13 protein-coding genes are annotated in these 14,661 nt (G+C 60.9%); 6 read left to right on the forward strand and 7 right to left on the reverse strand.

Annotation, left to right across the window (positions count from 1 at the left end; genetic code table 11):
• Positions 1 to 24: 24 nt before the first annotated feature.
• The 4 genes from LCM4573_RS10345 to LCM4573_RS10360 all read right to left on the reverse strand — a co-directional run bounded on the left by LCM4573_RS10345 (position 25) and on the right by LCM4573_RS10360 (position 5,693).
• Positions 25 to 1,044, reverse strand: coding sequence for a TRAP transporter substrate-binding protein (locus LCM4573_RS10345; RefSeq protein ID WP_071006187.1), 1,020 nt, complete (start codon positions 1,042 to 1,044; stop codon positions 25 to 27).
• 57 nt (positions 1,045 to 1,101) lie between these two features.
• On the reverse strand, positions 1,102 to 2,943 hold the full coding sequence (locus LCM4573_RS10350) for a TRAP transporter large permease subunit (protein WP_116285435.1): 1,842 nt from the start codon (positions 2,941 to 2,943) through the stop codon (positions 1,102 to 1,104).
• Between the two features lie 333 nt (positions 2,944 to 3,276).
• On the reverse strand, positions 3,277 to 4,080 hold the full coding sequence (locus tag LCM4573_RS10355; protein ID WP_116285419.1) for an SDR family NAD(P)-dependent oxidoreductase: 804 nt from the start codon (positions 4,078 to 4,080) through the stop codon (positions 3,277 to 3,279).
• Between the two features lie 134 nt (positions 4,081 to 4,214).
• On the reverse strand, positions 4,215 to 5,693 hold the full coding sequence (locus tag LCM4573_RS10360; RefSeq protein WP_071006288.1) for a S10 family peptidase: 1,479 nt from the start codon (positions 5,691 to 5,693) through the stop codon (positions 4,215 to 4,217).
• Positions 5,694 to 5,956: 263 nt separating this feature from the next.
• On the opposite strand from LCM4573_RS10360, the gene LCM4573_RS10365 reads away from it, so the two are divergent.
• From LCM4573_RS10365 to LCM4573_RS10380, 4 genes are all read left to right on the forward strand, one after another.
• Positions 5,957 to 6,868 (forward strand): ABC transporter substrate-binding protein, encoded by a 912-nt coding sequence (locus tag LCM4573_RS10365; RefSeq protein ID WP_071006188.1) that lies wholly within the window; start codon positions 5,957 to 5,959, stop codon positions 6,866 to 6,868.
• An 81-nt stretch (positions 6,869 to 6,949) separates the two neighbouring features.
• The gene (locus LCM4573_RS10370) at positions 6,950 to 8,113 is read left to right on the forward strand and encodes an ABC transporter permease (RefSeq protein ID WP_071006189.1); all 1,164 of its coding nucleotides are present in this window, start codon (positions 6,950 to 6,952) and stop codon (positions 8,111 to 8,113) included.
• Positions 8,110 to 9,048, forward strand: a complete 939-nt coding sequence (locus LCM4573_RS10375; protein ID WP_071006190.1) for an ABC transporter ATP-binding protein — start codon at positions 8,110 to 8,112, stop codon at positions 9,046 to 9,048. Before LCM4573_RS10370 ends, LCM4573_RS10375 begins: the two co-directional genes overlap by 4 nt.
• The gene (locus tag LCM4573_RS10380) at positions 9,045 to 9,788 is read left to right on the forward strand and encodes an ABC transporter permease (RefSeq protein WP_071006191.1); all 744 of its coding nucleotides are present in this window, start codon (positions 9,045 to 9,047) and stop codon (positions 9,786 to 9,788) included. The genes LCM4573_RS10375 and LCM4573_RS10380 overlap by 4 nt, the downstream gene beginning before the upstream one ends.
• Before the next feature lie 19 nt (positions 9,789 to 9,807).
• Here the strand turns inward: LCM4573_RS10380 and LCM4573_RS10385 are convergent, their stop codons facing one another.
• Positions 9,808 to 10,731, reverse strand: a complete 924-nt coding sequence (locus tag LCM4573_RS10385) for a pseudouridine-5'-phosphate glycosidase (protein WP_071006192.1) — start codon at positions 10,729 to 10,731, stop codon at positions 9,808 to 9,810.
• 158 nt (positions 10,732 to 10,889) lie between these two features.
• On the opposite strand from LCM4573_RS10385, the gene LCM4573_RS10390 reads away from it, so the two are divergent.
• On the forward strand, positions 10,890 to 11,501 hold the full coding sequence (locus LCM4573_RS10390; protein ID WP_071006193.1) for a LysE family translocator: 612 nt from the start codon (positions 10,890 to 10,892) through the stop codon (positions 11,499 to 11,501).
• A 39-nt stretch (positions 11,502 to 11,540) separates the two neighbouring features.
• On the opposite strand, the gene cml is transcribed toward LCM4573_RS10390, so the two are convergent.
• On the reverse strand, positions 11,541 to 12,728 hold the full coding sequence (cml, locus tag LCM4573_RS10395; RefSeq protein WP_071006194.1) for a CmlA/FloR family chloramphenicol efflux MFS transporter: 1,188 nt from the start codon (positions 12,726 to 12,728) through the stop codon (positions 11,541 to 11,543).
• 345 nt (positions 12,729 to 13,073) lie between these two features.
• Between cml and LCM4573_RS10400 the strand changes: the two genes are divergently transcribed.
• The gene (locus tag LCM4573_RS10400) at positions 13,074 to 13,625 is read left to right on the forward strand and encodes a DUF922 domain-containing Zn-dependent protease (protein WP_071006289.1); all 552 of its coding nucleotides are present in this window, start codon (positions 13,074 to 13,076) and stop codon (positions 13,623 to 13,625) included.
• Positions 13,626 to 13,789: 164 nt separating this feature from the next.
• On the opposite strand, the gene LCM4573_RS10405 is transcribed toward LCM4573_RS10400, so the two are convergent.
• On the reverse strand, positions 13,790 to 14,605 hold the full coding sequence (locus LCM4573_RS10405) for an AraC family transcriptional regulator (protein WP_071006195.1): 816 nt from the start codon (positions 14,603 to 14,605) through the stop codon (positions 13,790 to 13,792).
• Between the last annotated feature and the right edge of the window lie 56 nt (positions 14,606 to 14,661).

The following is a 14,661-nucleotide window of genomic DNA, read 5'->3' on the forward strand; positions in this document are numbered from 1 at the left end:
TTCCCGCGGTAATCGTCTTTCCGGTCACCCGAGCGACTTGCCGATCGCACCTTCCAGGATCGCCCAGGCTTCGTCGCCATATTTCGACTTCCAGTCGGCGTAGAAATTCGCCTCTTTCAACTTCTCCTGGAAAAGGCTGCCGTCCGGCGTGTTGAACGTCATTCCCTTGCCCTCGAGCTCCTTCTGGACCGAGGCATTCAGCCCCATGACATCCTTGCGCTGCAGTTCGGCAGCGGCATTGAAGTGCTTGGCGACGATCCCCTGCAGATCTTCCGGCAAGGCCTGCCATGCCCGGCGGTTCAGAAGAATCCAGAACCCGTCCCACATGTGGTTTGTCATCGAGACATATTTCTGGACTTCGTAGAGCTTGGCGGTGGTGAGGATCGCCAGCGGGTTTTCCTGACCATCGACGATACCTGTCTGCAGCGCCGTATAGGTCTCGGCGAAATTGATGCTGGCCGGTGCCGAGCCGAAGGCGGTGAACATGGAGGTCCAGAGCGGGCTTACCGGCACGCGGATCTTGAAGCCCTCGAGGTCCTTGGGTGTCTCGATCGGCCCCTTGGAGGAGGTGATCTGACGGAAGCCATTGTCCCAGATCTTATCGAGCGTCAGCAGTCCCTTCTTCTCGATTTCGCCGCGCACGTATTTTCCGAGTTCGCCGTCCATTGCCGGCCAGACCTGCTCATAGCTCGGAAACGCGAAGCCGACGCCGTTGAGAGAGGCATTGGGAACGAGCGTCGACAGGATGATCGGCGAAAGGCTGAACATTTCAACGCCGCCTGCACGCACCTGGTTCAGCATGTCGGTATCGGCGCCGAGCTGGCTCGAGGGGAAGATGTTGATCGCCATGCGGCCGCCGCTCTCCTCCTGGATCTTCGCGACGGCTTCCTGCGCCCGCACGTTCATGGGATGGGTAAGCGCCTGGTTGTTGGYGAATTTGTAGGTGAATTCGGCCGCATTGGCCGGCCGCGTGCGGATCGAAAATGTCGTGGCCACGCCTGTCGCGGCCGCGCCCATGAGTAGTGTTCTACGGTTGACGTTCATGAAATCCTCCTCCGATTTCAGTTGATTGGATTGACGTATGAAGCCTCGCGTTCCCCCTCACAAAAGGAACGTCGAGAAATAGGGAACGGCCGCGATCACCACGAGACCGATCATCAGCGCGCCGATATAGGGCCAGATCGCCTTCATGGCCTCGTCGGGCGAAACGTTTCCGATCTTGCAGGCGATATAGAACCCGATGCCGATCGGCGGAGCCATGAGGCCTATGTTCATAGCGGTCACCACGACCATGGAATAATGGATGTCGTTGATGCCGACCGAGCGGGCGACCGGGAACATGATGGGCGCCATCAGAACGATCGCCGGCAGACCTTCCAGCACGCAGCCGAGCACCATGAAGATCAGGATGGTGACGCCCATGAAGGTCATCCAGCCACCCGGAAGGCCTTGCACCGCCGCTACCAACTGCGCCGCGAAACCCGTTTGCGTGAGCGCCCAGGCCATGGCGGAGGCCGCACCCAGAATCATCAGGATCGCGCCGGAAAGAGCAGCCGTCTCAACCAGCATGGACCAGATCCGCCCACGGCTGATGCCGCCATAAAGTACGGCTCCTATGATCATGGCGTAAAGAACGGCGATCGTGGAAACTTCGGTCGCCGTTGCGATGCCTTCGCCGACGGCCGTACGGATGAGGAAGGGCAAAACAAGCGCGGGTGCCGCGACAAGGAAAACCTTCCAGATCAGCGAAAGAGGTGCACGTTTCACCCCGGCCATGGATTCGTGCCGGGATTTGAAGCGGGCGAGAACCGCGAGCACGAGAAGCAGCACCATGGCGATGGCAAAGCCGGCGGTGAAGAGACCGGCGATTGAAACGCCTGCCGCCGAACCCAGCACGATCAGCACGATCGACGGCGGTACCGTCTCGGCCATCGCCGCGCCGGTGGCGAGCAGCGCGATCATCTCCGGCGGCTTGTGGCCGCGCCGCTTCATTTCCGGAAAYAGCGCCGGAGCCACCGTCGCCATGTCGGAGACCTTGGAGCCGGAAATGYCGGACACCAAGAAGAGCGAACCGAGCAGCACGTAAGACATGCCGGCRCGTACATGCCCGAGCAGAGAGGCCAGGAATTCCACGATCGCCTTGCCCATGCCGGTGGCATCGAGAATGCAGCCGAGCAGCACGAAAATCGGTACCGAGAGCAGGATGATGCTCGACATGCCTTCATCCATGCGGCCGATCATCACGAAGATCGGCACCGATGTGCTGAAGGAGAGAAAGGCCAAGGTTCCCAACCCGAAACAGAAGGCGATCGGCACGCCGAGGACCAGGAAGAGGGCAACGAACCCAACCAGGAAGATTGGTATGTTCCAATTGCCGATCTGCTTGAGGGTGGGCGACCCCACCCACAGCAGTGCCGTCACTGCGGCGATCACCGCAACCGAAGTCAGGATCCGCTGGAAACTCGCACCGCGAAGAGCGTGGACGAGCGCCAGGATCAGCATCAGCGTGACGCCCACCGGAAGGGCCGAGGCACGCCAGCTCATCGGAATGTTGAGCGCGGCGGAGGTGATATAGGATTCCTCCATCGCATATTCGAAGGCCGGTCGAAGCATGGCGCCGAGAAAGACCGCGACCAGCAGCATGGAGAGCGTGCCCGCGAATTTCTGCATCCGCTCCGGAAACATGCCCACAAAGAGCGTCAGGCGAAGGTGTTCGCTCCGATCGACTGCCATTGCGGCGCCGAGCATGGCGAGCCAGAGGAAGGAAATCGACGCCACCTCGTCGATCCAGACGATCGGCAGCGAGAAGACGTAGCGCGAGATCACGCCCGTGAAGAGAAGCGCGATGATCGCCACCAGCAGCACCGCTGCGACCGCTTCCACCGGCCGCATCCATACGGAGCCGGTCTGCTGCGGCRCAATCCCCTCGAGCCCCGCCAGCATCGCCGCATCTTCGAACGGGTCGATCGTATTGTTGGCTGCCGTCACCTGCATATCCTCCTTGACGCGCATTTCTCACGCGCAGTGCAGGAAGACGTTCGACGGAATGGCATCGCCGATGGCGATGAACGCGTCACATGCCCTCCTCGGCACGCTCCGCCTTATCCTGCCCGACGTCCGGCTCCTCCTGCCGTCCGCTTGGTCCACGATATGGATCTTCTCTTCGCTCAGACATCGCAACTGTGCGCAACAGTGCGCTACATGGCAAGTCGGAAAATATCCTGGACGACAAAAAGTTTCAAAATCGATCCATATCGTGGAATTCTTTGAAAGACCTCAGCCAAGGCTACCGGAAACGGTAACATGCAGCCCGCCATCCACCGGCAATTCGATGCCCGTGATGTACTTCGCTTCATCGGATGCGAGAAAAACCGAGGCCCAGGCGATGTCCCACCCATCTCCCTGACGTTTCATGGGGGAAAGCGCATCGCGTTTCGCCTTCATCTCGTCCGCGGTGCCGTAATAGCCGCTGATCTGTTTCTGGATATGCGGAGTGTCCATTACCCCGGGAAGGATGGCGTTGGCACGGATGCCCTTGGCGGCATATTCCACCGCAATGGCGCGCGTGAAGTGGTTAAGCGCCGCCTTTGATGCATAATATGAAACGTAGGGATAGCCGGTCCAACGTATGGCAGCCAGCGACGAGATATTGATGATCGCACCGCCGCCTTGCCGCTCCATGATCGGCAAAACCGCCTTGCAGGTCAGGAACGCGCTCGTGAGATTGACGTCCATCACCCGCCGCCAGCTTTCCTCGGTCGCTTCCGCAGCACCGCCCGGCGCGTTGATGCCGACATTGTTGTGAAGCACATCGATGCGGCCGAAACGCTGCATTGTCGCTTCGATCACGGATGCTATCTCCTGCGACTTCGTGACGTCCGCTACGAGCGCAAGTCCTTCCCCGCTTTCGGATTCAATCACCTCCAGCGTATTGCGTGCCGCTTCGTGGTTGACGTCGACGCAGACGACCTTGCCGCCCTCGCGCGCATAGGCGACCGCCGCCGCCTTGCCGTTTCCCCAGCCGGGGCCAACCGAGCCCGCGCCGAATACCAGGACAACCTTGTCCTTCATGCGATCCATTTCGATGTCTCCTCCCATGCGTCCGGACAAGCCGGATCGGCGAGGAGCTTAGAAGTGCTCCTCGGGAGGGTCCATGCTCAATCCTGAACAGGCTTTGTTCGAAAACGATCAGATCGGTGCTGCGGTCGGCTTCCTCAATCCGTTGCCCTGGCCTCGTAGAACAGTCGCGCATCCACCGCAAAACTGCGGCGGGAAGCCGGATCGGTGTAGAACATATGGCCGCCGCGATAGACCTTGAGTTCGGCCCGTCCAGCCGCGAGATCGGACGGCAGGTGATCGATCACGTAGCGGCTCACGCCATAGGGTGTCAGGGCATCGCTGTAACCGTGCACCACCATTATCCGGAACGAAGGAATGACCGAGAGCAGGTCGCGCAGGTCTCCTGAAGCGCTCGCCATTGCCCGGCTGTCTCCACCCCGCCCACCGTTCCATTCCCAGCGGCGGTTCACCTCCTCATTGAGGAGCGTGTAGGTCACTTCGCTCGGAAAAACCAATTCATGGCGGGCGTAGTTGGCAAAGGCGGCGCCATAGGCGCGGGTGTAGCCATCCAGGATGGGATCGTCGTTCCGATTGTAGCCGGCTTCGGGATAGGCATCGGGAGCGCTGTAGGCCGCGTCGTAGGAGCTTGCAATCTGTCCGCTACCGGCTGCCTGCTTGGCATAAATATCGCCGACAAAGCCGCGTGTTCGAGCGACATCCTCTTTCGGAATGCCGGTGAGTTCCGAGATCCGGCTGTAGAAGCCGTCCGCGGCCGCTCCGGAAAGAGCAGGGCCCGCGAGTGAAACTAGATAATCGCCCATCGCGAAGCGCTCGGCCTCGCCTATTCTTTCCGGATTAAAGGCATTGGTGCGCTCCAGCTCGGCTGCCGCAAGGGAGGGCAGTTGGAGGGCCGCGGCCAGCGGATCATCCCCCGCGCTCGCAAGAAACYGGCCTTCGACCATGGGTGAGACCATGATCACGCCGCTGGTGAGAATGCCCTGAATGTTCTTCAAAGCCGTCGCGACCTTGGCCGCACGAAACCCGCCATAGCTCTCGCCGAGCAGGTATTTTGGCGCATCCAATCGGTTGTTCTTTTGAAGATAGAGGGCGATCACCTTGGCGAGGCTCTCGGCATCCTGTGTCACGCCGTAGAAGCTGCCCGCCGCATCATTGCTCGCCGCGCGGCTYCAGCCGGTGCCTACGGGATCAATCAGCACCAGGTCCGTGAAGGCAAGCCAGCTATCAGGGTTGTCCGATAGCTGCGGAGTGGTGCCGTCGTTTTGAGAGGGCCCGAAGTCCAGCACCCGAGGACCGACAAGGCCAAGATGCAGATAGGCGGAAGCCGCCCCCGGGCCGCCGTTGAACACAAAGGTGAGCGGACGGCCTGGTGACCGGTCCCTTGCGACATAGGCCGTGTAGAAAACCTTTGCGGTGCGGTTGCCATCCTGCCCGAAGAGATCGAGCGTGCCGGCCGTAGCCGTATAGGGCAGGTCGCCGGAAGCGATCTTCAGCACGTGATCCGTGGTGGAATCGGAAGGGATAAGATCGAAAATTCCGCTTGAAGCATTTCCCCGCTGTGGCTGCTCGCGCGCCTCCTGGGCCATTGCAGGCGGGATCACGAGAGCCAGCAACATGGCGGCGAGCGATAGGATACGGTGGAACTGCAAGCTCAACTCCTTTTCGGTATCAGCGCCTCCATAGCAATCTAGGGCGCCAAAGCGCCTCCGGAAAATTCAACTCCTATTGATCGGCGGATGAACAATCGGAAAGGAACTTAGCCATCAATCGCCAGAAACCCCTTTTCCTTTTCCCGAACCCCGCCACATATAGCAATTCATGCCCCGCAGGTGCCGAGGTCGCCAGGTCATAATGGGGAACGACAACGGAGGGTTCATCAATGATTTTAAAGACGAAGTTCATCGCTGCCGCCGTGGTTTTCGCCTTTTCCGTCGGCATGGCGAATGCCCAGGTCGTGGTCTCCTCGAAGATCGACACGGAAGGTGGCGTGCTTGGCAACATCATCCTGTCGGTGCTGAACGCCAACAATATTAAGACCACCGATCGCATCCAGCTTGGCGCCACGCCGGTGGTTCGCCAGGCGATCATCGCCGGCGAGATCGATATTTATCCGGAATATACCGGAAACGGCGCCTTCTTCTTCGAAAAGGCCGACAATCCCGCATGGAAGAACGCTGCGCAGGCTTACGAGACGGTCAAGACACTTGATTACGACGCCAACAAGATAGTCTGGCTGACGCCCTCGCCTGCCAACAATACCTGGGCGATCGCCATCCGCAAGGATGTAGCCGATGCCAACAGTTTGAAGACACTCACCGATTTCGGCAAATTCGTTGCCGGTGGCGGCGAGGTGAAGCTTGCCGCATCCTCGGAGTTCGTCAATTCCGCAGCGGCCCTTCCAGCCTTCCAGACGACATACGGCTTCRCCTTGAAACCCGAGCAGCTCATCACGCTTTCGGGTGGCGATACGGCGGCCACGATCGCGGCAGCCGCCAACCAGACGAACGGCACCAATGCCGCGATGGTCTATGGCACGGATGGGGGGATCGCTCCCTCCGGCCTCGTCGTCCTGGAAGACGACAAGGGCGTGCAGCCGGTCTATCAGCCGGCGCCGATCATCCGCGAAGCCGTTTTGAAGGAACATCCGGATATCGAAACCGTATTGAAACCGGTCTTCGAGAAGCTCGACCTCGTGACGCTGCAGGAACTCAATGGCCGCGTGCAGGTGGGCGGCGAACCGGCAAAGGCCGTCGCCGAGGATTTCCTGAAACAGAACGGTTTCCTGAAATAATTCTTTTCGACTTCACTTCACGCCGGGATAGGCCGGGACTATGAAAATACCCGGCCCACTTTCGACGTCAGAGGCAGCGGTTTGAAAGTCCCGTTCGACAAACTCGGCATCGTGATCGCTCTTCTGGCCGCCTACGGGGCGCTTGCGGCACCTTTTGCGACACTGAAGCCGAATCGCATCGTGCAGGGCGAAGCAAAGGCAATTCTCTCGGCGCTGCCGGGATGGGCGGGATGGGGCCTCGCCTTGCTCCTCCTCGCCGCCACCCTGATCGCGGTCCTGCGGACACCGATCCGGTCGAGGTTTTTTGCCGCCGCAGCGGTCCTCGTTGCCTTGGCGCTATCTATCGGGCTGGCCGCGACTTTTCTGACCCCGGAAGGCAACAGCTATGCACGCGTCTCGCCGGCCTCTGGTTTCTGGATACTCATCTTCGCCTTCGCGCTTCTGGCCACCGATGCGATCGCCCGGATGCAACCCCGGCCGCTGACGCGGGTTCTGGTCCTCATCATGGCCGCGATCGCGGTTACCGCGCTGCTTATGTCCGGAAGCTGGAACGGCCTGTCGATCATGAAGGAATATGCAAACCGCGCCGATGTCTTCTGGATCGAGGCCAGCCGCCATGTAACGCTGGCGATCGGCTCGTTGATTGCCGCGGTTGTCATCGGCTTGCCCCTTGGCATTCTCTGCCATCGTGTCGAGCCGCTGCGAGCCGCCGTCCTCAATACGCTGAACCTCATCCAGACCATTCCATCCATCGCCCTCTTCGGCATATTGATCGCGCCGCTCGGATGGATCGCCGCCAATGTTCCGGGAGCTGCCGCGATCGGCATTCGCGGCATYGGCGTGGCGCCCGCATTCGTCGCCCTCTTCCTTTATTCGCTGCTGCCGGTAGTGGCCAATACGGTCGTCGGTCTCGCCGGCGTGCCGCGCGAGGCGAACGAGGCGGCGCGCGGGATCGGCATGACCGATCAGCAGCGCCTATTCCAGATCGAGCTTCCGCTTGCGCTGCCCGTCATCCTCACCGGCATCCGCATCGTGCTCGTCCAGAACATCGGGCTCGCGACCATCGCGGCTCTCATAGGCGGCGGAGGCTTCGGCGTCTTCGTCTTTCAAGGTATCGGCCAGACGGCCATGGACCTCGTTCTGCTCGGCGCCGTCCCAACGGTGGCTCTCGCCTTCGCCGCCGCGGTCGTGCTCGACGCGCTGATTGAAATGAACAGCCGCATACCGAAAGGAAGGCCGGCATGATCGAGATCGAAGGCATCACCAAACGCTACGACGGCACCGCCGTGGTCGATGACGTCTCGATGGTGATCGAACCCCGCACGATTACCGTGGTCGTCGGCACATCCGGTTCCGGCAAGACGACACTTCTCAGGATGGTCAACCGCCTGGTGGAGCCGACTTCGGGCACGATCCGCATCGACGGCGAAGACAATAGGGCGATTCCCGGCCATGAACTGCGCCGCCGGATCGGCTATGCCATTCAGGGGCACGGGCTCTTCCCGCATCGAACAGTCGCGGAGAATATCGCCACAGTGCCGACCTTGCTCGGCTGGGAAAGAGCAAGGATCGACGCAAAGGTTGAAGAACTGCTCACGCTTTTCCAGCTTGATCCCGAAACGTTCGGACCACGCTATCCTCACGAGCTTTCCGGCGGGCAGCAGCAGCGCGTCGGCGTTGGCCGCGCGCTTGCCGCCGAACCGAATATCCTCCTGATGGACGAGCCCTTCGGCGCGCTCGATCCAGTGATCCGCTCGAAGGCGCAGGACGACCTGCTCGCGATTCAGAAACATTTCCGCACGACCGTGATTCTCGTCACCCACGACATGGACGAGGCCTTCCGCCTGGCGACAAGGATTGCGGTGATGGACAAGGGTAAAGTGGTGCAATATGGCGAGCCGGCCGAACTCATCCGGTCGCCGGCCACGCCCTTCGTCGAAACGCTGATCGGCGAGACACAAAGACCTTTCCGGCTGCTCTCCATCGCAACGGCAAGCGATGCGGCCGAGCCCGGCGAGGTCGAAGGCCCCGCAATCTCCGGAGAAACGAGCCAACAGGATGCGCTCGGAGAGCTCATCTGGACCGGCCGTGATGCGCTTCCCGTCGTCTCCGCAGGCGGCATTCCGATCGGTAAGGTAACCCTCGGCGGTCTGTTGAAGCGCGCAGCGAGGCTGCGATGAAACAGTGGCTGCCGACGATCCTGCGGGGGCTTCTGCTTCTCCTGCTGATCGCCTTCCTGGTGACGCCGGGAAGCTTCGAGCCGTTGCTGAAGCCGCTGACCCAGACCAACGCACCCGCCATCTACAATCAGGGCAGTCTGCTTTTGCTGACGATCCAGCATCTCCGCACCGTCTTCATCGCCACATTGGCGGCCATGGTTGTCGCCGTAATGCTGGCTATCCTGGTCACTCGCCCTTTCGGCTCGGAGTTCCTGCCTCTTTCGCGCAGCCTGGTGAACATCGGCCAGACATTCCCCCCCGTCGCGGTTCTGGCCCTGGCCGTCCCCGCTGTCGGCTTCGGCGAAAAACCGACGCTGATCGCGCTTTTCCTTTACGGCCTTCTGYCGATCTTCGAGAACACCCTGACGGCGCTCACCAATCTGCCGCGCTCCGTGATGGAGGCTGCGCGCGGCGCAGGCATGACCGACCTGCAGCGGCTTGCAAAGATCGAGCTGCCTCTATCGATTCCGGTCATTCTCGCAGGCATCCGGCTTTCGGTGGTCATCAGCCTCGCGACCGCCACGATCGGTTCGACGGTTGCGGCAAGGACGCTCGGGGAGGTCATCATTGCCGGGCTGCAATCGAACAATCTCGCCTTCGTGCTGCAGGGCGGCCTGATCGTCGGCGCACTTGCCGTCTTGATCTATGACGCACTGTCCGCGCTCGAGCGCCTGCTCGCGCGCCGGATGGGCTCCGCCTGAACAATCAGAACCGGTGATATCAGCCCTTCTTCAATGCCGAATAGGCGACGGCCATCTTCGCGGCGARCATCGCATTGTTCTTCACGAGTTCGATATTCGCCTTCAGGCTCTCCCCCTTGGAAAGCTCATTGATGCGGGCGAGCAGGAAGGGCGTCAGTTCCTTGCRGCCGATGCCACGTTCATCGGCCTCGCGCACCGCATCAGCTATCGTGCCATCAATGAATTCCGGCGCCAACGCGGCCTCTTGCGGGATCGGGTTGGCAATCAGCAGACCGGTGCCGGTACCGAGCCCATGATGCAGGTGCATGGCACGTGCGATCTCCTCCGGCGTGTCCAGCCGGTGATCCGCCTTATAGCCGCTTGAGCGGGTGAAGAAGGCCGGAAACTCATCGGTGCCGTAGGCGATCACCGGCACGCGTTGGGTTTCCAGATATTCGAGCGTCTTGGCGATATCGAGAATGGACTTCACACCAGCGCAGACGACTGCGGTGCTGGTGCGGCCGAGTTCGGTAAGATCGGCGGAGATATCGAAGGTCTGCTCCGCGCCGCGATGCACGCCGCCAACRCCGCCGGTCGCAAAGATATCTATGCCCGCCAGATCAGCGAGCAGCATGGTGGCGGAAACGGTCGTGCCGGCCGATTGCCTGCGTACCATCGCAACCGCCAGATCGCGGCCGGAAGCCTTGACCACATCCTTCGCCCGGGCGAGCGATTCCAGCTCGGCGCTCTCCAGGCCCGCTCTCAGCTCGCCTTCCACCACGGCCATGGTTGCCGGGACCGCGCCGTTCTCGCGCACCACCGCCTCGACCGCCAGCGCGGTTTCGAGATTGGCGGGATAGGGCATGCCGTGAGTGATGATCGTCGATTCGAGCGCCACGACCGGACCTCCGGCAGCAAGCGTTTCGGCGACTTCACGGCTGAGCTTCGGTTTCAGGAGGGTCATTCTCGATATTCCTTCGTCGTTTCGGCAGCCTGATAGCATGCCTGGGCGGCAAATGCGACGTGCATTCCCCAAGAGAGGGCCGCCTGCAATTTCGTTCAAGACCATTAGAGCTACGGCAACATATCGAGGAAGGAGTCGGCTACCAAAGGATCGTTGCTATGAGCCCTGAATTTCTCCTCACTTCTTTCATCGTCGTCGCCTCGCCGGGTACGGGCGTTCTCGTCACGCTGGCCGCCGGCCTTTCGCGCGGCGTACGCGCCGGCATTATCGCGGCGCTCGGCTGCACGCTCGGCATCGTGCCGCACATGATAGCCGCGGTCTCGGGGCTTGCCGCCCTGCTTCATGCAAGCGCGCTTGCCTTTCAGACGATCAAATATCTCGGCGTCGCCTACCTGCTTTTCATGGCTTGGCAGGTATTGAAGGAGAAGGGCGCCCTTTCGGTGGATGAGGAAACGGCTCCTCATTCGGCACGCCAGGTGATCGTCTCGGCAATTTTCGTCAATCTCCTGAACCCCAAGCTCTCGATTTTCTTCTTTGCCTTCCTGCCTCAGTTCATAGGACAGGACGAAACCGCTCCGCTGACGCGCATGACCGAACTCAGCCTGATCTTCATGCTGATGACTTTTGTGGTCTTCGTGGCATATGGTCTGTTTGCAGCGGCCATTCGCAGCCGGCTCCTGTCACGGCCGTACATCCTGACCTGGATGCGGCGAATCTTTGCCGGCGCTTTCGTGRCACTCGGCGCCCGGCTGGCATTTTCCGAGCGATGATTGGCGAACGGGCCGGCGCGAGGCCGACCCGGACAGTTCCTATCGTCTCGAAAGACGCGCCAAAGCGGCCAGTGTGATAAGCGCCATGACAGCGCAATAGCCGGCGAGYGGCCATACCGTATCACCGCCGAGCAGTACCACTGACAAAGTCCCGGCCACGCCGACGATTACGCTCTGTATGCAGAAGTAAAGCGCGACCGCCGTACCGGCCACGCTGCCGAACTCCCGAAGAGCGCCATTGGCCGCAACCGAGGTTGCAAAGACGATCCCGACAGCGATGATCCACATCGGCGGCAGGAAGCTCCAGAATGAAGGTTCTGCCAAACCTTGCCCGATGCCGAGAAGCAAGGCGCCGAGAAGAAGCAGCAGCATCCCGCGGGCAAGACTTCCCGCAACGCCCCATCTGCCGACAAAGCGCTTCGCGAAGCGGCTTGTCAGGATCATGACGAAAGCGGCGGTGGCGAAGGCCAGGCTGAAGCCGATTTCGGAAAAGCCCACTCGTCCGATCAGCAGTCGCGGCGCCGTCGAGAAGAACACGAAGAAGGAACCCATGGCCGCGCTGAAGCCCAGTGTATAGGTCCAGAAGGAGGCATTCGTGAGAATCCTCGCGAACGCCACGGTTTCCATGCCTTCACGCTTCGGCCGCGTCTCCGGCCAGTTGGGCAAGGCATTGAGCAGCGCGACTATTCCCAACAGGCCAAGGGTGGTGAAGATAGCCTGCCATCCGAACCGCTCGGCGATCAGCGCGCCGGCGATCGGCCCGAGAGCCGGGACGAAGGCCAGCATCGAACCCAGCAGGCTATAGATCACCGCGCCCTCCGGCCGTTCGGCATAGACGTCCCGCACGGTGGCGAAAGTCGCAACCAGGGCTGCCGAGGCGCCGATCGCCTGCAGGATGCGCAAGCCGAGGAACGTCGCGCCGGATGAGGTCATGGCCAGCAGAAAGGAGGCGAGAATGAAGAGAGCCGCCCCACCGAGCACGACCGGCCGTCGGCCGATCCGGTCGGAGAGCGGTCCGAAGACGATCTGGCCGAAGCCGAGCATGAGCATATAGAGGCTCAATGTGAGCTGCACGACGGTCGGAGAGGTGTGAAGCATGCCTGGCATGGCCGGCACGACAGGCAGGTAGATATCCATGGCAAGCGAGGCCAGAATATCGAACGGCGCTAACAGCAGGAGTGCTGCCGGCAGGGTATGATTCCAGGTTTGCGATTGTAAATTGGACACGATGGGAGATCCGCTTGAATGAATTTCATCCCGCGGCGATCTGCCACTTCATCGATAATTGGATATGAACCGGACAGAAGGCCGCAACAACAAGGAACTGTTGCTGCGGCTTATCTGTCTGACGACTTGGCACCCATTGAATGGCTCACATATCTAATAAAGCGACCGTTGCTTAGCAGTTCGGGCAGCCTTCGCCAACCCCGCGCATGAGTGGAGATCCCGTTACCTGACCGATTGAAGCAAGCCGGCGAGCCCGGTAATCTCCGCGCACGAAAATAGCCATTGGGGAAAATCCGCGTGACGCCTGCCTTTCCATTTCGCCTGCTCGTCGCCGGCTTTCTATTCATGCCGTCTCTCGCGGAGGCGCAGTGGCAGGCGGTGGAAAAGGTCAGCGCCTATGCGATCAAAGGTCAATCGGGAGCCGAACTCTATGCATCGATAGGCGAGCGCGGTCCGAATGTCGGAGTAGGCCGAGCGATCGCCCATACGAATTTCAAGCTCACATGGTCGAGGAAATACGAACCGCAGGATGATGAATCCTGCATCCTGGTCTCGGCGCGGCCGAACCTGATCATCACCTACACGCTGCCGAAAGCTCCTGGAAAACTGCCCGCGGCAGTACGCCAGAACTGGGAAACCTTCATCACCGGCGTTACGGCCCACGAGAAAGTGCACGGCGAATTCATCATCGACATGGTGCGGCAGATAGAGGCCGTCAGTGTCGGCCTGAGGGCCGAGGCAGATCCGGATTGCAAAAAGATCAGAACCGAACTCACCAAGCGGCTCGGCGAGCTTTCCGTTGCACAACGGCAGCGCAGCCGCGATTTCGACAAGGTCGAACTCAGCGAAGGCGGCAATGTCCACCAGCTTATCTTGCGGCTGGTGAACGGGTATTGAAGTGAGCAGGGCCTGACGAGGCTCGCGATCCCCAGCCCGAAACCCGGATGCGAGCCTCTGACCGCCGTCATGGCGGCTTCCGAAAGCCTAGGAAGGGCCGGCATGAAGGGTCAAATGAACAATTGGTAAGGTTCAGATCGACCAGTGCTCTGACGAGATGAACATCACCGCACCGCGTCAGCATAATTGCCCGGCGAAATCCCATAGGTGCGCTTGAAAATACGGGTCATATGGCTCTGGTCGGAAAAACCGCTTTCGGCGGCCGCCTGCGCAAGCGGCACCCCGCCGGCGATCAATCTGCGGGCAAGGGAAACCCGGCGCTGGATCAGATAGGCGTGCGGCGTAAGCCCCGTCGCCCGAGAAAAGGCACGCAGGAACTGGAATTGCGAAAGCCCACTGATGGCAGCGAGATGCGGCAGCGTTACCGGCCCGGCAGGGTCATCGTTCAGCTTTTCGAGCGCGATCGCGACGGCGGCGGGAAAGGCCGGCATAGGGTTCGATTTCTCTTGCATCACTCCGGCCAGCAGAGTGAGCAATAGTTCCTGTCGGCGCAGGCCGGCCGCAGCCGCCTCCTGACTGGTAACGGCTGCAAACAGCAGTCGGAAACCCTCCGCGGCTCGGCTGATACGCAGCACCGGATCGGGGAACTCGACAAGGGATTTCTTACCCTCGGTGATCTCCGTGGCCGCGTTCGCTATCAGGTTCGGTTCGAAATAGAGCATCCGCCAGGAGCGTCCGCGATCGCCGATCGGCGCTCCATCGTGAACCTCTCCGGGATTGACGGTGATCGTATCGCCCGGACCCGCCTCGACCTGACCGCGGCCGCTGGCGGAAACCTGCGCGCCGTGCTCGATCACTCCGATTCCGAACTGATCATGCGTATGCCGGGAAAAACGATGGTCCGACACCGCAGCCACCGCCTRCACACCGGTGATCACGCTTCGGAACAATCGAAATTCGCCTCGTTTCCCTGCCGGCATTCTGCGTATCCGTTTTCAGCCAGTATCGCAGCCGTGGGCGCCGTCCGCAATCTGCT

It is taken from the genome of Rhizobium sp. LCM 4573 (assembly GCF_001854865.1).
Lineage (GTDB): Bacteria > Pseudomonadota > Alphaproteobacteria > Rhizobiales > Rhizobiaceae > Neorhizobium.

What these genes read in the sequence shown, in the direction of transcription:
- LCM4573_RS10375 (WP_071006190.1), top strand. Translation starts at nt 8,110, where the DNA reads ATGATCGAGATCGAAGGCATCACCAAACGCTACGACGGCACCGCCGTG.
- LCM4573_RS10400 (WP_071006289.1), top strand. Translation starts at nt 13,074, where the DNA reads ATGCCGTCTCTCGCGGAGGCGCAGTGGCAGGCGGTGGAAAAGGTCAGC.
- LCM4573_RS10355 (WP_116285419.1), bottom strand. Translation starts at nt 4,080, where the DNA reads ATGGATCGCATGAAGGACAAGGTTGTCCTGGTATTCGGCGCGGGCTCG.